Source organism: Mycobacterium europaeum (assembly GCF_002102155.1).
GTDB lineage: Bacteria > Actinomycetota > Actinomycetes > Mycobacteriales > Mycobacteriaceae > Mycobacterium > Mycobacterium europaeum.
In genome coordinates this window covers 141,375-160,298 of the sequence record NZ_LQOU01000051.1, presented here as the reverse complement: position 1 = coordinate 160,298, position 18,924 = coordinate 141,375, and the positions used below count along the sequence as shown (strand labels likewise).

Sequence of the window (18,924 nt, the reverse complement as noted above, 5' to 3'; positions counted from 1 at the left end):
ATAACGAGTCCAGCCGGTCCCGTCGGTCGCACCGGGTTTGACGATCCGGCACCCCAGCGAGTCCTCACACCGGAGGTACCCTACGATAATCAGATAACCATATATCGGATTATAGGTGATCGACAGGGCGTTGCCGAGCCGGCCCGTCGCGGCTGCGGACCGGCGAGAAAGTGGGTGTGAGGATGAGGCGTTTGGTGTTCGAGGCCGAGCACGAACAGCTGCGGGAGACCGCGCGACAGTTCATCGAGCGTGAGGTTGCACCGCATGCCGAGAAGTGGGAACGCGAGCGCATCGTCGACCGTTCGGCCTACCTCGCGGCGGCTAAGTACGGCCTGATCGGATTCAATATGCCCGAGGAGTATGGGGGTGGTGGTTCGGATGACTTCCGGTTCAACGCCGTCATCAATGAGGAGTTCGCGAAGTGGGGCAACGTTGTTCCCGCGCTGAGCCTGCAGAACGATGTCGTGGGCCCCTACTTCAGCACATTGGCCAATGACGAGCAGAAGAAGCGGTGGCTGCCGGGGATCATCAGTGGGGAGACCATCGTGGCGATCGCGATGACCGAGCCCGGCGCGGGTAGCGACTTGGCCGGCATCCGCACCTCCGCGGTCCGCGACGGCGACGACTGGATCCTCAACGGCTCCAAGACCTTCATCTCCTCCGGCATCAACTGCGATCTCGTCGTGGTCGTCACGCGCACCGATCCCGCGGCAGGACACAAGGGATTCACACTGCTGGTGGTGGAGCGCGACATGGCGGGCTTCACCCGGGGGCGCAAGCTGGACAAGATGGGATTGCCCTCACAAGACACCGCCGAATTGCACTTCGAGAACGTCCGGGTCCCGTCGACCAATGTGCTCGGCGCCGAAGGTCGAGGGTTCTACCACCTGATGCACAACCTGCCCTCCGAGCGACTGTCGATCGCAATCTCCGCAGTCGCCGGCGCCCGCGAGACCTGGCGGCAGACCCTTCAGTACGCCAAGGACCGCAGGGCATTCGGACAGCCGATCGGCAGCTTCCAACACAACCGCTTCGTGATGGCCGAGCTCGACACCGAGCTGGAGATCGCCGAGCAGTACATCGACCGGTGTCTGCTGGCGGTGCGGGACAACGAGTTGACGGCGGTGGAAGCCGCCAAGGCCAAGTGGTGGTGCACCGAGCTCGCCAAGAAAGTCGTCGACGCCTGCGTGCAGCTGCACGGCGGCTACGGCTACATGAACGAGTACCGGGTGGCGCGCGACTACGTGGACACCCGCATCATGACCATCTTCGGCGGCACCACCGAGATCATGAAAGACCTGATCGGCCGCGACCTCGGCCTGTGAACTCGATCGGCAGCTAGCGCCCCACGACAAGGAGGTCAGGTGGGTAACGATTCTTACGGCGACATCAGGACCGTGACGCCCGAAGAGCACTGGAAGCACTTCGAGAAGTCCTGGCGAGCCCTGAAAAGCTATACCTACCTTGGCAAAACGACACCGCACCTGGATGCCGGCGTGGAGAAGGAAGCGATGCCGCTGCGCCACGATATGCGCAACTCATCGGGCGGTATCACGGCGGGCCCGTTGACGATCCTGGCGCCCGAACCGTGGTGGCGCGACGACGAATGCGTGCCCGCGCCGGTGACGATGACCTACGACATCCTCGATCCCGCCTACGACGTCACGCGCCTAGAGGTGATTCGCGACGTGATCAGCGTGGGTCGCACCATGGGCTTCAGCCGTGCCCGGGTCGTCGACGCCGCCGACCACAGCCGGGTCATCGCGATCTCGACGGGCAGTGGGGTGAGCCTGGGTGATGTACCGCCCGGCTTCTACCCGGTGGAAAACCCGATCGATGACCTGGCCGACACCCCGGATCTGCCGCCGCTGCGCGAGGTGTTCGGCATCAGCAAGCGGGCGGACGGCACGCTGGAAATCCCGAAGGTGACACCTGAGATCGCCTCGCCGCACTCGGCGCTGCACCAGGGACCCATCAACATCGCCTTGGAAGCGGCGATGACCGACCAACTCCAACGGATCCTGGGCGCTACGGACCTGCAGGTAGAGCACTACACGGTGATGTTTGTCCGGGCCGGTTACACCGGCCCGTTTGTGGCCAGTGCCGTCGTAGTCAACCCGCACGGGCCGCGGTTCGGTGTCGAGGCCACCATGATCGACGAAGCTGCCGACGGCCGCATCATCGCCACCGCGTCAGCGGCGTTCCGCCGGGTCACGTTGACATGAGCCTCCCTGCGGGACAACCTGCGTGCCTTGTCATTGGGTTAGCGTCGGTGGGTCTGTGCGCACATGCGGGTGTGTGCGATCCCGTGGCGTGGCCATGTTTGCCAGATTCAACACAGACGAAGTGCGAGAGGGACTTCAGACCGATCACCAACGCTGAACGTGCCGTCACCGCACGAGCTGCGCCGATGGCCCGCCGCTGTTAGGGCCTGCGTCGCCGAGGTGCTATATAGGAATATATTTAGCTACCGGTTGACCCCCGCACCGCCGGGTCACTTGGGGAGATGGTCATGGAACACACGATCGGGATCGGCCAGCTGCGCGGTGCTACGTGCGCCTACCTTCGGCGGGTGGCAGCCGGCGACAGCTTGCATGTGAAGCGCCGCGGTCGGATCGTGGCCAGAATCGACGCGATGCCAAAAAGAGCGCCGGCCAGGGGCGCCGGACAGCCGGTCGTATCGCCACCGCATCCGGTCGTCGTGGATCTCAGTCACTTTCGATCCCATGCAGGACGGTACTTTGATCGGGTTGCCGCGGGCGAGTCCATCGTGATCGCCCATCAAGGCTGCCAACTGGCCCACATTTCGGGATGATCGGCGGCCCCCTCTCGGCGAGTACGCTGTCGCACGCCGGGCTGTGCACGGGCATCTCTCACGCGTCCTGAGCCAGGATGGGCGGGCGCCGATGAGAAACAGCGCCGGCTTAAGACTTGTCGGGGATGGCATGTGCGGCAGGCGCAATGACTTGGGTCCGGCCCGTTCTCCCGGCGCCCGTCCTTGACCATTAGGCATGTATGAACACATAATATGAGTAGTGTTCAATAGAGTATATTCATACGATCACTGCGGCGGTTGTGTTGTGGTCGTTAGGTGGATTTTTGCGGCGAACGCTCGCCGAGCATCCCTGTAGGTCAACGTAAATCAACATCTGTGAGGTTGTGACATGGAAACATCTGCCGCGACAGCGGAACGAGTGCACCAGGCGCTTGTCGAGTGGGAGCTCGTGAAGCTCAACACCGCATTCGCCTACTTCATGGACCACGGTGACTTCGAATCGATGATCCAGTTGTTCACCACTGATGCGCATTTCGACAGGGCAGGCAACATCCATCGCGGCCGTGATGAAATCCGGGAGGCTATGCGTCAGCGCCCCAAGGTGACCGCGCGACATCAGCTGACGAATTTTCACTTCCTCAACGTTTCCGACGAATACGCAGAGGGCGTCATCTGCGCGATGGTGTACCACGGGCCGCCTCAGGAGGACGGCAAGCCGGCGGATTACGCCGTCGATGAGTGTCGACTCATGGAGTTTCAGGACAAATACACACGCACACCAGAGGGATGGCGTATCGCATCGCGGATCGGAAGGGCAATACTGGTTCCGCGCAAGATCAGGCCGTGACGCGCTTAGCTGCCGAACTGCACGCGGCATGAAGCCTCTTTGCCGAGGAGCATCTGCAGCACCTCGCTGAGGTGCCGTGTCACGACATCGGGCAGGTGATCCATGATGGTCCGGTTCTCGAAACCTATCATCCGAATTCCCTTGAGCAGAACAAGGTTCAGCGGTATACACGGGATCTCGACCGCGGCGCAGCCGCGCACGACGTCGCGCCCGTCCCAGCCGCATCGCATGCAGGCAGGGTTCGGGATACCGGCCGCCGACCGGGGTCGACGACAACGCCAAGCCGCCTCCGGTGAGTGCGTTGAGCCGGCCCTTGAGGTCGTCTCCTCCATAGTCGGACACTATGACGGCCCCATAATCGGCTGCCACCCGGCGCTTCTCGGCATGCCTGCACGAATGTACAGAAAATAGTAATTATGTATAATCAGTTCGATCCATACCACCTAGCGGCCCGGATGGCGCGGCCCGAAGCGAAAGGAGGCGGTCCGTCCTGAGACATCGACTCCTGATCGTCGGGTTGGCCGAGCGCACCGACATCGCCTTGTCGCGTTGTGGCTCCCAGCTGCGACGTTGGATCCAGATCTGAAATCTTCCCGAATACCGGCATTGCCAAAGCGGCAGAGAGGCGAACAAGTGCAGCGCACCCTGTTCAACGATGACCATGAGGCGTTTCGAGCGACCGTCCGCGCGTTCTACGCCGAGCAGGTGGTTCCGGAGTACACCGAGTGGGAGCAGGCCGGGGCGCCGCCGCGACATTTCTGGACCGCTGCAGGCAAGCTCGGCCTCCTAGGTATCCAGGTTCCCGAAGAATTCGGTGGGGGCGGTCAGGACAGCTATCTGTTCAATGTCATCCTGACCGAGGAATCCCAGCACGCCGGCGTCGCGCTCGGCGGGCTGCGAATGCATACCGACATTGCGATGCCGTACTTCCTCAACGTCGCCAATGCCGAGCAGCAAAGCCGGTGGCTGCCGCGGCTGGTATCCGGCGACGCGGTCAGCGCGCTGGCGATGTCGGAGCCGGGCGCAGGTTCCGACATGAAGGCGATCACCACCCGCGCGGTGCGCAACGGCAATCATTACATCGTCTACGGCTCAAAGACGTTCATCTCCAACGGCGCCAACGCTGACCTCATCGTCACCGCCGTCAAGACCGATCCCGAAGCCGGCCGGGAAGGCCTGAGCCTGCTGGTGATCGAAGGCGACAGCCCTCGGCTCATCCGCGGCCGCAAGCTCGAGAAGCTGGGCTTGAAGTCACAGGACCTGGCGGAGCTGATCTTCGACGATGTAGTGGTGCCCGCCGAGAACCTTTTAGGGGAGGAGGGCAAAGGGTTCGCCTACCTGACGGAAAACCTTGCCCAGGAGCGCCTCTCGATTGCGGTGAACAGTCAGGCCGCCGCGGCCAAGGCGTTACGAGACACTATCGAATACACCAAGGGCCGCAAGGCGTTTGGTACGACAGTATCGTCATTCCAGAACACCAAATTCGAACTCGCAGCCTGCGCCACCGAAATCGAGGCCGGTCAGTCACTGCTCGACCGGGCCCTCCTGGCTCATGAGGACGGAAAGCTGTCAGCGGCAGATGCGGCCATGGTCAAGCTGTACTGCACCGAACTACAAGGCCGAGTGATCGACCGCTGTCTGCAGTTGCACGGTGGCTACGGCTACATGATGGAATACCCGATCGCGCGGGCCTATGCCGATGCAAGGGTGTCGCGAATCTACGCCGGCTCCAGCGAGGTCATGAAGGTGATCATCGCCCGGTCGCTTGGGCTCTGACCCGTGGGATGCAGGTATGCCGGGCCGAGATGGGCAGCACCTCGCATTTCCGTTGCCCGTATCACGGCTGCTCCTACCGCAACGACGCCAAAATCGCCGGATTGCGGGGATGCCATGCCGAAATTGACGCCGAATGCCCGGATCGGCAGGGGATACCTGTTGCAGGAGAGTGTCTCGGAAGGGTCGTGCTGATGGCCGGCGGGACTGTCGTCATCGTCGGAAGCTCAGTTGCCGGGGTGCGAACTGCCCGGGCATTGAGAACACAACAATTCGACGGTCGCATCGTGTTGATCGGCAAGGAGACCGAACTCCCATACGATAAGCCGCCGCTCTCCAAGCAGTTCCTCGCCGGCGCATGGGATGAGGACAGGGTGCGACTGTTGACAGCGGACGACGCCGAGGCCGCCGGCATCGAGCTACGCCTCGGCAGTGCCGCGGAACGCCTCGATGTCGCTGATCGGAAAGTCGTCCTTGCCAACGGCACGCGAATGCCCTACGACGTTCTTGTCGTGGCCACCGGCGCTGACGCGAGGCCGTCCCCGTGGCCGGTCGAATCCGGCGTGCACGTTGTCCGCACACTCGACGACAGCCGGGGACTGGCCCGCGACCTCACCTCGTCATCGGGTCCCGTGGTGGTGGTCGGCGGCGGATTCGTCGGCGCAGAAGTGGCGGCAACCGCCCACGCGGCGGGCCGAGACGTCACGATCATCGACCCTCTGCACGCGCCGATCGGCCGGGCTCTGGGCGAGGAACTTGGAGCCATGTTCACCGATCTGCACCATCGCCACGGCGTACGGACCCGGTTCGGCGAAGGTGTCGAGGCGGTCGAGGGCACGGCCGGGAAGCTGCGCGTGACATTGACCAACGGCGAGGTGCTACCGGCAAGCACCGTCGTCGTGGGTATCGGCGCCCGCCCCAACGACACCTGGCTGTCATCGTCGGGACTGCTCATCGACGACGGGATCGTGTGCGACGAGTATTGCCGTGCAGTCGATCACAGCGATATCTTCGCGGTGGGTGACGTCGCCCGTTGGCATCATCCGCGGCATCGTGAAGATGTCCGGGTTGAGCACTGGACCAACGCCTCCGAGCAGGCGGTTTGTGTAGCCCACAACATCCTGCACCCCGATGAGCTGCATCCTTATGCACCGACGGAGTACGTCTGGAGCGACCAGTACGACTGGAAGATCCAGATCGCCGGCCGACCGGGCCGAGCCGAACTCCTACAGCTCATCGGCAACTTGCGCGGTGAAAAACCGCGTGCTGCAGCAATTTACAGCGACGAGAGCGGGCTGCTCCGAGGCGCCGTGACCGTCAACTGGCCGAAAGCCATCTTGATATGCCGCAAACTGATCGGTGCTGAGACCAGCGCCGCGTCGGCTCTGCACGAACTCGAACAGTTGCCGCAGGCTGGTGCCACGGCGGGCGCTCGGCAGTAAGCATCCAGGGTGGCGCGATTCCCTGTTAGGAGGCCGCAGGGGTGGACCCGTGATGGGACGTCCGAGTGACGACCACCGTGGGGCAGGCCACCCGGCAAGCCCGTGCGTCGCACCGTTGGGTCACGTTCGAATTCCTCCGCGGCCGCCGGGCTACGCACTGTCCGTGCCCTCGCCGGTGGCGTTCTTGCGCTTGAGAATGATTGCGCTGTCAGGGCATGCGGCCGCGCCACGGCGGGCTTGATCCTCGAGTTCGGCCGGCACGCTCGCGGGTGCGACGGCGAAGCCCTCGTCGTCGATCGAGTACACGTCAGCCGCCTCAGCGGCGCAAAGCGTATAGCCGCAGCACTTGGACCGGTCGACGGTGATCATCAAGGTTTGCTCGTTTTCTGCCATGGTTACGGCCCCTCCACGATGGGCTCCGACCGCTGAGGCCTAGAGCATTGGTTAAGACAAAATGTGAAGATTATGTCTTCTGTGACCAACTTGTTCCAATTATGCCACGTGCTGCGGGATACTGGCACTACAGTCATCGGTCCGTAGCACTTGCTACTTGACTGCGCGGTGATTCGGGACACATAATACGGTTAGTGTTCAACCCAACATATTTATTCAACAATGTCCGCGGCTGCGTTGGTGGTCGACGGGGTGGACCTTGTCAACCTGGAGGTACTGCATGACAACCGTTGCGGCGGATACGACCACCGTGCTCGAAGCCGTCCGGGCGCTGACCCCGGAAATCGCCGAGCGGGCCGACGAGATCGAGAAGGCCAAGGTGGTGCCCGCCGACCTGCTCAAGCGGCTCGCCGATGCCGGTGCCTTCCGCATGTTCGTCCCGCGTCAATACGGCGGGGAGGAGATGAGCCTGCCCGAGGCCATGGCCGTGATCGAGGAGGTGTCGCGGGCGGACGCCTCCACGGGATGGACCGTGATGATCGGCGCCGACTTCGCACCGGTATTCGCCCGCCTCTCCAAAGAGGTGCTCGACAACGAGATCTATCCCGACGGGCCAAACACTATGGCACGCGGGGCTTTTGCCCCGAAGGGCGTCGCCGTCGCGACCGAGGGCGGTTATATCGTCAACGGCCAATGGCCGCTGGCCAGCGGCAGCTACGAGCACCAGTGGGTGATGGGAAACTGCATCGTCCTGGACAACGGCCAGCCTCGGATGACCGACATGGGCGTCCCCGAGATGAAACTCGCCATGGTGCCGACCGCGCAGGCCCAGTTCCTGGATACCTGGGACTCGGTGGGGCTACGGGCGACCAACAGCAACGACTTCGTTCTCAAGGACGTGTTCGTGCCCGAGCACCACACCGGTGAGTTCTTCGGCGCTTCCGGTGTGGACACGCCGATGTTCCGGCTACCGACCCGCTTGGCGCTCGGGCCGACCCACGTCGCGGTGGTGCTCGGCATCGCCCAGGGTGCGTTAGATGACGTGCGCAAGCTCGCCAAGACCAAACGGCCGGCATTCAACCCCGGCATGCGACTGGCCGAGGACACCGTCTTCCAGTTCCGACTGGGTCTGCTCGACGTCCGTCTGGCGGCCGTGCGTGCGCTCGCCGAGAAGGAAACCCAGTTGATGTGGGACGCCGCGGTCGCGGGTGAACCGATCACGACGATGGCCGCGGTGCGCCAGCGCGCGATGGTGGCGCGGGCCCACACCGAGTGCGTGGAAATCGTCAACGAGGCCTTCGGCCTGGCCGGCAGCAATGCCATGTACAGCAGCTCCTCACTGCAGCGACGCTTCCGCGATATCCGCACCGCGGCACAGCACGTCGCGGCGAGCCCGGAGATCTACCAGATCGTCGGCGCTCTGCTCGTCGAGGAACCCGTCCCTCCGTCGGCCCTGATCTGAGTCAGGCTCTCAAGAGCACATGACTTCTACCGAGACGATGACGACCGAGTGGGAGCTGGTTCGCCTCAACAACGATTTCGCCTACTACATGGACAACGGTGATTTCGAATCGATGATCGGGTTGTTCACCCCCGACGCAGTCTTCGACCGCGCCGGCAACGTCCACCACGGCCACGACGAGCTACGCCAGGGCATGCGAGAACGGCCAAAGGCGACCACGCGGCACCTACTCACCAATTTCCACTTCACGAACGTACGTCCGGACTCGGCCCAGGCCGTCGTCTGCTCGATGGTCTACCACGGACCGCCGTCGGAACATGGTGAGCCGGTCGTCTACGCCACCGACAACGGGCGCGTCATAGAGTTCCACGACAAGTACACCAAAACGCCCGAGGGCTGGCGAATTTCGGAACGAATCGCACGGGCGATCTTCACCCCGAAGGTGTGGCCGTAACAGCCCTGATCACAGAAAGCGAGAATCATGGCCGACAAACACAACGGCGTGCAGGCCACGGTGGACAAGTTCTTCACCGCGCTGGCAACCGGGGACCATACGACCTGCGAAGCACTGTTCACCGACGACGCGGTGGTCTGGCACAACTACACCCAGCAGGAACAACCGAAAAGCGAAGCCCTTGCTGCACTTGCGGGGCTGGCGGCCATGCGGGCCGAATTCCACATCGTCGGGCGAGACTTCACGGATGACACCTGCGTTCAGCGACACGTCGTGCGGGTGACGCTACCGAACGGCGAAGTGGCGGCCATTCCGGCGATTCAGCGCATTTCCCTGTCGGGCGGTCGGATCCGGCGAATCGACGAATACATGGATTCGGCCCAGATGGCCGCGGCGATGCAGGCACTGCAAGCCGGCGTGTGACCGGCCCGAACAACTCGGCCAGGAATAGGAAGGAACCTGTAATGCCCGGAATCACAGACAAGTTCACCGGCGAACCTGTGCTGAAGGTCCAACGGCTCGGTCACGGCACCTTAGAGGTAGTCGACATCGCCAGGTCACGCCGCTTCTACGAAGAGGTCCTCGGCCTCGAGGTGATCCAACCGAGCGCCCGCTCGATGATGATCCGGCTCAACACCAACCACGCCTATGCGGTGGTGGAGACCGGCAAGGAGAGCTCCATGACGATGCTGGCCCACAATGGCCTCGACGTGGGCAGCGAGGAAGAGGTGTACGCGGCCCACAAGAGGCTGCTCGAGCTCAAGGACGAGTGGGGCCTCAAGACCATCACCGAGCCACGACACATGCACGGGGACACGTCGTTCTACTTCACCGACCCCGACGGCAACTGGTGGGAGATCGTGGCGGTCCGCGAAGGCGGTTATGCAGTGGACTTCTCCGACCCGGAGCGGGATCTCACCGGCCTGCACGAGTTCGACGGTGAGAGCGGCAATGTGAACTTCAGCCACACCCACGACCCCAACTTCCGGGCGCGCGTCCGTGAGGTTATCGACGCCAAGAGCAAGGCCTAACCGGTGAGCCGTCTGCAGGGAAAGGTTGCCGTCGTTACGGGCGCCGGTAAGGGCATCGGGCGGGGAATCGCCCGCAGGTTCGCCCGCGAGGGCGCCAAGGTGGTCATCGCCGAGTTCGATGCCGACGCGGGTAAGCGGGTCGCCGAGGACCTAGGCGCGCTCGGTGGCGAGGGCTTGTTCGTGCAGACCGATGTGTCCCGTAAGGGAGACATCGAAGATGCTGTCGCGGCCGCCCAAGACTCCTTCGGCGGTTTGGACATCCTTGTCAACAACGCGATTTCGCTGACCCCGGACGTTCCGCTGGAGCACAAGACCGACGAGATGTTCGAGCAGATGCTCGGAGTCGCCCTGTGGAGCGTGTGGTGGGGGATGCAGACAGCGTTCCCCGTCATGAAAGCTCGCGGTGGTGGACGCATCATCAACTTCTATTCGATCGATGCCGATAACGGAAACTGGGTCCATGGCGACTACAACACCGCCAAGGGCGGTGTGCAGGCTCTGACCCGGACCGCCGGTTTCCAGTGGGCCAGGCACAACATCCTGGTCAACGCGATCGCACCGATCGCCGCATCGGCTGCCTTCGAAGAGATGGTGTCAGCCAATCCTGCACTGCTCGAGGCGGTTCCGCTGATGATCCCCTGCGGACGGATGGGTGATCCGGAGGAGGACATCGCCCCGGTGGCGGCGTTCCTGGCCAGCGACGAGGCGCGCTTCATCACCGGCGCGACCATCCCGGTCGACGGGGGCCTCCACGTACCCCGGCTGAACACCCGGCCGCCAGACCCCTCGGTCTTCGACTCACTGCCCGGCAGCCCCGGGTCCGAAAACAAGTAAGGAGAGCGTCGTGACTATCGACGAGGTGAAACACGCTCGAACCGGACTGGTCCTCGCGGACGGGACCCCACTGTCAGAGCTGATCGACCAGGACTATCGCGAGGTGTCGCTGCGCGTGCTCAACGATCCCGAGCTCTACCAGCTGGAATTGAAACAGGTGTTCGCCAGGGCCTGGACGGTCGTAGCCCACGAGGATGAAATCCCCAACGCCGACGACTACGTGGTGCGTTACGTCGGGGAGGACCAGGTCATCGTCAGCCGGGCGGCCGACGGGAGCATCACGGCGGTACTCAATGTCTGCAGCCATCGTGCCGCACGCGTGTGCCGGTTCGAAGCCGGCAGTGCCAAGCAGTTTCAGTGCCCTTACCACGGCTGGGTATTCAAGTCGGACGGCGCCTTCCTGGCGTCTCCCATCGCTCGGGAGAGCATGCACGGCGAATTGCGCAGTAAAGGCGAGTTGGGCTTGCGCCGCGGGCGGGTGGACACCTACACGGGCATGATCTTCGTGACGTTCGACGACAGCGCGCCGTCGCTGCGCGAATACCTCGGCCCGATGACTTGGTACTGGGACCTCATGTTCGACCGAACCCGGCGCGGCATGACAGTCTTGGGTCATCCGCAGCGCTTCATCATCCCCGCCAACTGGAAGTGCGCTGCCGAGCAATTTGCCGGAGACATTTTCCACACCCTGTCGCTGCACCGTTCGATGCAGGAATTGGCGCTGCTGGGAGCGGCGGCGGAAGAGCCGGCGATGGCCGGTGTGAGCGCCGGCTTCAATGGCCACTTCGTACGATGCTTCGACCTGACCGAAGAGCACTACCTCACCGCAATGAAGGGCAAGAATCTCGCCGCGATGTCACCGATGGAGCGGCTACGGCTGGCGCCACCGCCGGGAATGTCGCCCGACATGGTCGAGGACTTGCCCCAGCGCTTTGACGAGGGGCAACTCCAAGTGCTTACGCAGTTCACCCCGCAGGTGGGTCAGCTGTTTCCCAACGTCGCAGTTTTCGCGATGCCGTTCCAGTTCCCGGACGGAACCGTTTCGGCGTTCTTCAGTTGGCGGGTGTGGGTTCCCAAGGGACCGGACCACTTCGAGTTGTTCCATTGGACTCTGGTCGAACGCGACGCACCAAAAGAGCTCGCCGAATCCATGAATCTGATGACCGCTGCGACGTTCGGGATAAGCGGCTTCGTCGAGGCCGACGACACCGACACCTGGCCGATGCAGAGCCATGCCGCACGCGGTGCTCTGGGCCGCCAGTCGAAACTTCGCTATCAGGCGATCACCGGTGAGAACAAGCCCGCCGATTGGCCGGGGCCCGGGCAGGTCTACGCCGGGTTCCCGAAGGACGACACGCAGTGGAACTTCTGGCTGCGCTACAGCGAGTTCATGGAAGGGAGACCGTGGTGACTGCAGAGGCCGCACCGGACATCGAAACCCAGTCCCAATCGGGTGTCAGCTACCCGATACCGCGCGGGGCACGAATCCCGATGACCGATCCGCTCCATTTCGAGATCGTAGCGTTTCTCGAAGACGAGTCCGCACTGCTGGACTCCGATGACCTGACCGGTTGGGCCGGTCTGCTCGCGCCCGACATCGTCTATCGGGCACCGGTGCGCACCACACGTGATCACCGGAACATGGGCGTCTTCGAATCAGACATGTATCTGTTCAACGAGAACATCATGACGCTGATGCTCAAGATCATGCGGATGACGCAGACCGACAGCGCCTGGGCTGAGAATCCGCTGTCACGCACCCAACGGATCGTGCACAAGGTGCGGGCCTACCAGACGGGCTTGGCAGGCGAGTACGAAGTGCACAGCTCCATCGTCTTGCTGCGATCTCGCTACGACGACCCGAAGCTCGAGATACTTCCGGCCAGGCGGGTCGACATCCTCCGCGGAGGCGATGAATGGAAAATCGCGTCGCGCACCATCTATTTCGAGCAGGCCACGCTTGGCGTGCAAAACCTCGCCATCTATCTGTGAGGCAGGGTTACGAATTGCCTTCTGCGACAGAGATTCCGGGTTATGTGGCAGGTACATGGGCGATCGATCCGGTCCGGTCGACGCTGAGGTTCACGGTCAAGCACCTGGGTGTGCAGACAGTGCGCGGCACCCTGCGGGTCGAGGGACAGATCGTTGTCGCCGATGACCCGACGGCTTCGGCCGTGATCGCAACGATCGACCTTGGCTCGGTCAATACGAAGAGCAAGGGCCGTGACAAGGCGATTCGCGCAGCTTCGCTGCTAAACATAGCGAACCATCCGACCGCGGAATACCATTCGACGGGAGTCACCCCTGATACCGGCGGCAATCCGCAAGGCTTCCTGCTGGACGGAGAACTGACCTTCATGGGCGTTACCCGCCGCGTACCACTGCGGATTCAGGCCGAGCGGTTCATCCACGACGGGGGCGCTGCGAGGCCGATCTTCATCGGACGAGGGCAGTTCACCCGCAGCGACTTCGGGTTGGTCTACCGCGCCCGCCCGCGGTTCCTTGATCGCGGGATCGGGCAGACAGTGCACGTGGACATACGGCTGGAGGGGTCACCCTGAAAATCGCGAGAATCCGCTTCCAGGACAATGATTCGTGGGCGCTGGTCGATATCGGAGCCGGTACGGTACAGCCGGTCCGCGGTGAGATAGCTGATTGGGGCCCCGCCGCATCCGAGGGCCAAGCGGCCTTCGAGTTCGCGGGTCCACCGGTGGCGCTTGAGGACGTGCGCCTCTTGCCGCCCATCACCCCAACGTCCACGATCGTCGGGGTCGGAATGAACTACTGGACTCACCTGGAGAAGCTCGGTGTCACCGAGCGCCCACCCAGCACCGTGGGTTTCCTCAAACCGCAAGCGGCCATCATCGGGCACGACGACGAATTGGCAAATCCCGCGATCACCAACCAGCTGGACTTCGAGGTCGAGCTGGTCGCTGTGATGGCCAGGCCGGCGAGCAAGGCCGACGGGCACCTCACCGACGCCGTGCTGGGCTACACCGTCGGCAACGACGTCAGTGCCAGGGACGCCGCGTCGCCTATGGGCGGACTGGACCTGTTCACGATGAAGGCGCTCACCGGAGCGACCCCAGTGGGGCCGTGGATCACCACCAAGGATGAGTTCGGCGGACCGGGCCAGATCGATGTGGGCATCTCTTTACGCGTCAACGGTGAAGAGCGCCAACATGATCGCACCGCGAAGATGATCTGGAACCTCGATGAGTGTCTCGACTACGTCGTCGCGAGGGTCGCCCTCAACGCGGGTGACATTGTGTTCACGGGCACCACGGACGGTGTCGGGATGGAGGACGGCCGATTCCTCCGAGAAGGCGATGTCGTCGAGGCGGAAATTGAAGGCATCGGTGTGCTGCGCAATGTCGTCGGCGCCAAGCAGTCGTAACCGTCAGCTGGCGGCCTTGCGACCCGCCCTGGTCCGGGCCTTCTTCGGTTCCAGCCCGGCCGAACTCCCGAGCGCGACCAGCAGGTCGCGCAGCTCACGATAGTCCTTGGCAGGCATGAAGTAATGCGAAAAAGCCATTCGCACAATGAGGTCCACGATCTCGTCCGGTGTCGCCAAGCCGAGCCGGACTGCCGGGCTTTCGGCGAGAGCGGGCTCCAAAGCGTCATGGAGGACGGCGGACAGCTGCGGTGAAACTTGCTTGATATATGCGATCACGAAACCGGGCTCGAGCTGGCCGAGTTGGACCGTCGCCGGATTGTCCTGCCAATAACGCAACATGATGTCCACGACCAAGCGCAGACGATCGGCGGGATCGGGCTGTTCGGCAATCGCCCCCTGCAAGATCCCGCGCAACCTCATGACGAAGTGATCCCCGAGCGCCTCGAGGAGGTCTTCCTTGTTCTTGAAGTACCGGTAGAGCGTGCCACCCGATACCCCCGCCTCGGCCGCGATGTCGCTCATTGCCAGCTTCTTCGGTCCCTGACGCGCAAGCGCGCGCAAAGCTCCATTGAAGATCTTCGCCTCGGTCGTCGCCCTGGTAGCCAAGGTATCGCCTCCCTTTCTGGCACTCAGTCGCCCTGCTGGACAGGCGTGCTCGGTAACAACGATGGTAATACAACTCAGCATTATGAAACATATTGTAGAATATGTGTATTATCGATACTATTCGTTCATCAGATTCAGCGCTCCCCACACCGCCGCAAGTTTGGTGAGGAGCTGGATCTGTTCGGCGCTGCGGCGCAGGGGCTTGAACAGCGATCAAGGAGGATCACCGAATCATGGGTGCTGTACTGGCTGTAGGTGCCACACATTTCCCGCCGCTCGCGCTGCCCGACGAGCGGATGGCCGATGTATTTCGGTGGGCGTTGCGGGATCCTGAGCTGCCGGACGAGAAGCGCGACCCGGCCGCGCTCTCGAGTCTGCTTGTGCGCGAACTGGGCGACGACAACGGCCTGGCCGCGGCGGCAGCCCACCGCGAGGAGCTGCGTCAGAACTTTCAACGCGTGCGTGACGCTCTCGACGACTTCGCGCCCGACGTCGTGCTGATCTGGGGTGACGATCAGTATGAGTTGTTCCATGAGGACTGCGTGCCGCCGTTCGCGGTATGTGCTTTCGACGACCTGGAAACGCGGTTATGGCAACGGCCGTTCTACAAGGGCCGGCCGAATGCGTGGGGCGAGCCAGAAGACACGCCGTATCCGATCAAGGGCGCGCCTCGGGCCGGCAAGAAACTCACCACCGAACTGCTAAGCCGCGGCTTCGATATCGCCTACAGCTACCAGCCCCTGCCCGACCGTCCGATGCCGGCCGCGTTCGCAAACACGTTGCGCTACCTCGACTGGGCCGGTGACGGCTTCCCCTATGCGTCGTTGTTCTTCTCCATCAACTGCTATGGCCGTCGATTGGTCAAACACAAGGGCGGTTTGGCCTATCTGAGCAGCATGCCCAAGGACATCTCCGAACTGGATCCACCGGCACCTGCGCCGGCTCGCTGCTTCGACCTCGGTGCCGTGGTGGCCGAGATCTGTCTGCAAAGCAAGTCACGGGTGGCCCTGGTCGCCTCGTCGAGCTGGTCGCACGCCTTCCTCAACGAGGCGAGCCGTTTCCTGCTTCCGGACACGGCCCGGGACCGGGAGCTGTTCGCGCAACTTAACGGTGACAAACCGGCCGCCTGGCGCGATGTAACCCTTCAGGAGGTCGAGCGGGCCGGGCAACACGAGATGCTGAACTGGTTCTGCCTTGCCGGTGCCGTCGACCGCCTCGGCGTTCGTCCCGAGTGGATGGAGATGATCGAAACCGACCTGTTCACCTCGAACAAGGTCTTCGGCGTCTACCAGGTGGCAGGGGACAGCTGAGATGGGCGCATTCACCGGCAAGTGTGTCATCGTCACCGGCGCCGCGGGCGGTATCGGGACGGCGTTGAGTGAGCGATTCGCCACGGCGGGCGCATCGCTGGTGCTGGCCGACACCAACGACGAGGGCCTGGCCAAACTGGCCGCCAAGCTCGAAGGCGACCACGCCGCGCCGGTGATCACCAGCGTCGGTGACCTGAGCACCCGGGAAGCGGCCGAACAGATGGTACGGCAAGCGGTCTCGGTCTTCGGTCGCCTCGACGTGTTGGTCAACAACGCCGGCGGAGGAGTCATCCGGCCGACGCTCAGCCACACCGAGGAAACCCTGCAAGCCACCATCAATCGCAACTTGTGGACGGCGCTGCGATCGACGCTGGCCGCGCTGCCGGTGATGCTCGAGGCCGGCAAGGGCCGGGTGATCTTCATCGGCGCCGATTCGGTGCGCAACGGCCTCGAGGACCATGCGATGTACAACGCGGCCAAGGGTGGCGTGCATGCGGTGGCGGGCAGCCTTTCCCGCGAATTCGGCAAGCAGGGTGTCACTTTCAACGTGGTGGCGCCTCCGGCTGTCCGCTCGCCCGAATTCGAGCGGTTCCTGCGGGAGCAGCCCGAACTGACCCAGCGCTTCGTTTCCCAGATCCCGATGGGCCGGCCTGCGGAGCTCAGTGAGGTTGCCGCTCTCGTCGAGTTTCTCGCCGGCGATGAGGCGGGATTCATCAACGGCCAGGTGGTCGGTGTGAATGGGGGGTCGACGCTCGCATGACTGGCAACGGATACAAGGATCTGGTCGTCGAAACCCCGGGTGTGGATTTCCGGGTACATCGGTCGGTCTTCACCGACGAGGAACATCTGAAACGCGAGCAGAAGACCATCTTCGCCAATAAGTGGCTGTACGTGGGTCACGCCACCGAGGTGGCTCGCCCGGGTGACTTCGTCGCGCGGACGGTGGTCGGAGAACGGCTGATCATGTGCCGGGATAACAGCGGTGAGCTTCGGGTCTTCTTCAACACCTGCCGTCACCGGGGTGCGCTGGTCTGTCGCGAGCCCAAGGGAAATGCCGAGCGATTCCGCTGCTTGTATCACGCATGGACGTATAAGAACTCGGGAGAGTTGATCGGTGTCGCCGAGCGCGCATCGTTCCCACCCAGTTTCGATCCCGCGAACTTCAGCCTGGATTCGCCCAGGTTCGAGGTGTACCGGGACTTCGTCTTCGCCACGTTCAACCGTGACGCCCAGCCGTTGCGCGACTACCTCGGTCCGGTGCTGCCATACCTGGATGCCGTCATCGACCAATCACTGACCGGACAGATGGAAGTGGTTGAGGGAACACATATCTACCGGATGGGCGGCAACTGGAAGCTCATCGTCGAAAACAGTCTCGACGGCTACCACGGCATGGCCGTGCACAAGACGTATTTCGCCTACCTCAACAGCCGGGGTTACGATCTCGGCGGAGGCTTGGACGGAGTGGGTCTGAGCCTTGGCAACGGACACGTAATGATGCGCTACAAGGCGCCTTTCGGCCGGTCGGTCGCGAAAACTGTTGCGGTGATGAGCGAAGAGGCCAAGCAGCGGGTCCGCACCATCGCCGCGGAGCTGGTGGACAAGTTCGGCGACGAGACCGCCGAACTCGTGGGGCAGACCTCCAAGAACATTCTGATCTATCCCAACCTTTTGATCATCGACGCCGCATCGCTGCAGTTGCGGGTGCTCGACCCGGTCGCCGTCGACCACACCGATGTCACGGCGTGGTGCTTGGCCCCCGTCGGCGAGGACCCAGAACTGCGCAAACACCGCATCCAGGGGTATCTGGAATTCCTAGGGCCGGGTGGTTTCGCGACTCCGGACGACAACGAGGTCATCGAAGCCTGCCAGGAAGCCTACGGACGCGTGCGCGGCACGGAGTGGAACATCGTCTCCAAGGGGATAGGCAAGGACGTTCCAAGTCTGACCGACGAGGAGCAGATGCGTGGATTCTGGCGGCAGTGGCAGACGGACGTTGTCGGGACGGACGAGGTCGCCATGGCAGGGGCCGAGCAGTCATGACCAAGATGCTGTCTTCCCATCCGGCGACCGTTGACCGCGACACCGCATACGAAGTCGAATCATTCCTCTATCACGAGGCCGAGTTACTGGACGCCTGGAAGCTACCGGAATGGTTGCAGCTGTTGACCGAGGACTGTTCATACCTCGTTCCGTCCACGGACGCAATCGATTCCACCACTCCCGACAAGACCGTCTTCATCATCGCCGACTCCTACCCACAGATCGTGGGAAGAGTGGAGCGCCTGGAAAGTGAGATGGCGTTCGTCGAGCGACCACGCTCCCGGACCCGCCGGTTGATCACCAACGTGCGCGTCCATGACAACGGCGCGAACGGCTTCGAGGTGTTGTCCAACTTCGCCGTCTACCGGTACCGGCGCAGCGCGTCACACCTGTTCACCGGTGAGTACCGCCATGTGCTGGTACGCGGCGCAGACGGCGGCTTCCGCATCCGGGAGCGTCGGGCCACGCTGGACTGCGAGGAACTCCGGCCGCAGGGAAAGGTCAGTTTCATTCTGTGAAGACCGAAATCGATCGGCCAATCGGCCGCGGAGGTGAA

The 18,924-nt window shown here is 63.0% G+C and carries 22 protein-coding genes; 18 read left to right on the top strand and 4 right to left on the bottom strand.

Annotated features, from left to right (window positions below):
- Positions 1-182: 182 nt before the first annotated feature.
- Together AWC03_RS22670 and AWC03_RS22665 are read left to right on the top strand one after the other, a co-directional pair.
- Entirely contained in the window at positions 183-1,325 is a 1,143-nt protein-coding gene (locus tag AWC03_RS22670; RefSeq protein ID WP_085242936.1) for an acyl-CoA dehydrogenase family protein, read from the top strand.
- 39 nt (positions 1,326-1,364) lie between these two features.
- Positions 1,365-2,225, top strand: coding sequence for a hypothetical protein (locus AWC03_RS22665; protein ID WP_085242935.1), 861 nt, complete (start codon positions 1,365-1,367; stop codon positions 2,223-2,225).
- A gap of 269 nt (positions 2,226-2,494) precedes the next feature.
- Here the strand turns inward: AWC03_RS22665 and AWC03_RS27140 are convergent, their stop codons facing one another.
- Entirely contained in the window at positions 2,495-2,794 is a 300-nt protein-coding gene (locus tag AWC03_RS27140; RefSeq protein WP_142278484.1) for a hypothetical protein, read from the bottom strand.
- Positions 2,795-3,164: 370 nt separating this feature from the next.
- On the opposite strand from AWC03_RS27140, the gene AWC03_RS22660 reads away from it, so the two are divergent.
- Positions 3,165-3,623 (top strand): nuclear transport factor 2 family protein, encoded by a 459-nt coding sequence (locus AWC03_RS22660; RefSeq protein WP_085242934.1) that lies wholly within the window; start codon positions 3,165-3,167, stop codon positions 3,621-3,623.
- 5 nt (positions 3,624-3,628) lie between these two features.
- On the opposite strand, the gene AWC03_RS22655 is transcribed toward AWC03_RS22660, so the two are convergent.
- Complete coding sequence (locus AWC03_RS22655) at positions 3,629-3,853, bottom strand: hypothetical protein (protein ID WP_085242933.1); 225 nt, start codon at positions 3,851-3,853, stop codon at positions 3,629-3,631.
- A 403-nt stretch (positions 3,854-4,256) separates the two neighbouring features.
- Between AWC03_RS22655 and AWC03_RS22650 the strand changes: the two genes are divergently transcribed.
- On the top strand, positions 4,257-5,399 hold the full coding sequence (locus tag AWC03_RS22650; protein ID WP_085242932.1) for an acyl-CoA dehydrogenase family protein: 1,143 nt from the start codon (positions 4,257-4,259) through the stop codon (positions 5,397-5,399).
- 191 nt (positions 5,400-5,590) lie between these two features.
- Complete coding sequence (locus tag AWC03_RS22645; RefSeq protein WP_085243125.1) at positions 5,591-6,838, top strand: NAD(P)/FAD-dependent oxidoreductase; 1,248 nt, start codon at positions 5,591-5,593, stop codon at positions 6,836-6,838.
- Positions 6,839-6,988: 150 nt separating this feature from the next.
- Here AWC03_RS22645 and AWC03_RS22640 read toward each other — a convergent pair whose 3' ends face one another.
- Positions 6,989-7,231 (bottom strand): ferredoxin, encoded by a 243-nt coding sequence (locus tag AWC03_RS22640; protein WP_085242931.1) that lies wholly within the window; start codon positions 7,229-7,231, stop codon positions 6,989-6,991.
- 280 nt (positions 7,232-7,511) lie between these two features.
- Between AWC03_RS22640 and AWC03_RS22635 the strand changes: the two genes are divergently transcribed.
- The 9 genes from AWC03_RS22635 to AWC03_RS22595 are packed head-to-tail and all read left to right on the top strand — an operon-like array spanning position 7,512 to position 14,409.
- Complete coding sequence (locus AWC03_RS22635) at positions 7,512-8,693, top strand: acyl-CoA dehydrogenase family protein (RefSeq protein ID WP_085242930.1); 1,182 nt, start codon at positions 7,512-7,514, stop codon at positions 8,691-8,693.
- 19 nt (positions 8,694-8,712) lie between these two features.
- Positions 8,713-9,147 (top strand): nuclear transport factor 2 family protein, encoded by a 435-nt coding sequence (locus tag AWC03_RS22630; protein ID WP_085242929.1) that lies wholly within the window; start codon positions 8,713-8,715, stop codon positions 9,145-9,147.
- Between the two features lie 27 nt (positions 9,148-9,174).
- Positions 9,175-9,570: a nuclear transport factor 2 family protein gene (locus AWC03_RS22625; RefSeq protein ID WP_085242928.1), complete on the top strand. Its 396-nt coding sequence runs from the start codon at positions 9,175-9,177 to the stop codon at positions 9,568-9,570.
- 41 nt (positions 9,571-9,611) lie between these two features.
- On the top strand, positions 9,612-10,178 hold the full coding sequence (locus AWC03_RS22620; protein ID WP_085242927.1) for a VOC family protein: 567 nt from the start codon (positions 9,612-9,614) through the stop codon (positions 10,176-10,178).
- A 3-nt stretch (positions 10,179-10,181) separates the two neighbouring features.
- Entirely contained in the window at positions 10,182-11,012 is an 831-nt protein-coding gene (locus AWC03_RS22615) for an SDR family NAD(P)-dependent oxidoreductase (RefSeq protein ID WP_085242926.1), read from the top strand.
- A gap of 10 nt (positions 11,013-11,022) precedes the next feature.
- Complete coding sequence (locus tag AWC03_RS22610) at positions 11,023-12,423, top strand: aromatic ring-hydroxylating oxygenase subunit alpha (RefSeq protein ID WP_249025952.1); 1,401 nt, start codon at positions 11,023-11,025, stop codon at positions 12,421-12,423.
- Positions 12,420-13,004, top strand: coding sequence for an aromatic-ring-hydroxylating dioxygenase subunit beta (locus AWC03_RS22605; protein WP_249025951.1), 585 nt, complete (start codon positions 12,420-12,422; stop codon positions 13,002-13,004). Before AWC03_RS22610 ends, AWC03_RS22605 begins: the two co-directional genes overlap by 4 nt.
- Positions 13,001-13,573, top strand: coding sequence for a YceI family protein (locus tag AWC03_RS22600; RefSeq protein WP_225601116.1), 573 nt, complete (start codon positions 13,001-13,003; stop codon positions 13,571-13,573). The genes AWC03_RS22605 and AWC03_RS22600 overlap by 4 nt, the downstream gene beginning before the upstream one ends.
- Positions 13,570-14,409, top strand: coding sequence for a fumarylacetoacetate hydrolase family protein (locus AWC03_RS22595; protein WP_085242923.1), 840 nt, complete (start codon positions 13,570-13,572; stop codon positions 14,407-14,409). The genes AWC03_RS22600 and AWC03_RS22595 overlap by 4 nt, the downstream gene beginning before the upstream one ends.
- A gap of 3 nt (positions 14,410-14,412) precedes the next feature.
- Here AWC03_RS22595 and AWC03_RS22590 read toward each other — a convergent pair whose 3' ends face one another.
- Complete coding sequence (locus AWC03_RS22590; RefSeq protein WP_249025950.1) at positions 14,413-14,931, bottom strand: TetR/AcrR family transcriptional regulator; 519 nt, start codon at positions 14,929-14,931, stop codon at positions 14,413-14,415.
- A 317-nt stretch (positions 14,932-15,248) separates the two neighbouring features.
- On the opposite strand from AWC03_RS22590, the gene AWC03_RS22585 reads away from it, so the two are divergent.
- The 4 genes from AWC03_RS22585 to AWC03_RS22570 are packed head-to-tail and all read left to right on the top strand — an operon-like array spanning position 15,249 to position 18,886.
- Positions 15,249-16,325, top strand: coding sequence for a class III extradiol ring-cleavage dioxygenase family protein (locus AWC03_RS22585; RefSeq protein ID WP_142278483.1), 1,077 nt, complete (start codon positions 15,249-15,251; stop codon positions 16,323-16,325).
- A gap of 1 nt (position 16,326) precedes the next feature.
- Positions 16,327-17,085 carry an SDR family NAD(P)-dependent oxidoreductase gene (locus tag AWC03_RS22580; protein ID WP_085242920.1) on the top strand — a complete coding sequence of 253 codons (759 nt, stop codon included), beginning with the start codon at positions 16,327-16,329 and terminating at the stop codon, positions 17,083-17,085.
- Positions 17,082-18,368, top strand: a complete 1,287-nt coding sequence (locus AWC03_RS22575) for an aromatic ring-hydroxylating oxygenase subunit alpha (protein ID WP_085242919.1) — start codon at positions 17,082-17,084, stop codon at positions 18,366-18,368. Before AWC03_RS22580 ends, AWC03_RS22575 begins: the two co-directional genes overlap by 4 nt.
- Complete coding sequence (locus tag AWC03_RS22570) at positions 18,365-18,886, top strand: aromatic-ring-hydroxylating dioxygenase subunit beta (protein ID WP_211279272.1); 522 nt, start codon at positions 18,365-18,367, stop codon at positions 18,884-18,886. Before AWC03_RS22575 ends, AWC03_RS22570 begins: the two co-directional genes overlap by 4 nt.
- Positions 18,887-18,924 lie beyond the last annotated feature (38 nt).

Coding starts and splice junctions, on each gene's coding strand:
- AWC03_RS22670 (WP_085242936.1), top strand. CDS start 183: ATGAGGCGTTTGGTGTTCGAGGCCGAGCACGAACAGCTGCGGGAGACC.
- AWC03_RS22660 (WP_085242934.1), top strand. CDS start 3,165: ATGGAAACATCTGCCGCGACAGCGGAACGAGTGCACCAGGCGCTTGTC.
- AWC03_RS22655 (WP_085242933.1), bottom strand. CDS start 3,853: ATGCGATGCGGCTGGGACGGGCGCGACGTCGTGCGCGGCTGCGCCGCG.
- AWC03_RS22645 (WP_085243125.1), top strand. CDS start 5,591: ATGGCCGGCGGGACTGTCGTCATCGTCGGAAGCTCAGTTGCCGGGGTG.
- AWC03_RS22640 (WP_085242931.1), bottom strand. CDS start 7,231: ATGGCAGAAAACGAGCAAACCTTGATGATCACCGTCGACCGGTCCAAG.
- AWC03_RS22635 (WP_085242930.1), top strand. CDS start 7,512: ATGACAACCGTTGCGGCGGATACGACCACCGTGCTCGAAGCCGTCCGG.
- AWC03_RS22630 (WP_085242929.1), top strand. CDS start 8,713: ATGACTTCTACCGAGACGATGACGACCGAGTGGGAGCTGGTTCGCCTC.
- AWC03_RS22625 (WP_085242928.1), top strand. CDS start 9,175: ATGGCCGACAAACACAACGGCGTGCAGGCCACGGTGGACAAGTTCTTC.
- AWC03_RS22620 (WP_085242927.1), top strand. CDS start 9,612: ATGCCCGGAATCACAGACAAGTTCACCGGCGAACCTGTGCTGAAGGTC.
- AWC03_RS22590 (WP_249025950.1), bottom strand. CDS start 14,931: ATGAGCGACATCGCGGCCGAGGCGGGGGTATCGGGTGGCACGCTCTAC.
- AWC03_RS22585 (WP_142278483.1), top strand. CDS start 15,249: ATGGGTGCTGTACTGGCTGTAGGTGCCACACATTTCCCGCCGCTCGCG.
- AWC03_RS22580 (WP_085242920.1), top strand. CDS start 16,327: ATGGGCGCATTCACCGGCAAGTGTGTCATCGTCACCGGCGCCGCGGGC.
- AWC03_RS22575 (WP_085242919.1), top strand. CDS start 17,082: ATGACTGGCAACGGATACAAGGATCTGGTCGTCGAAACCCCGGGTGTG.
- AWC03_RS22570 (WP_211279272.1), top strand. CDS start 18,365: ATGACCAAGATGCTGTCTTCCCATCCGGCGACCGTTGACCGCGACACC.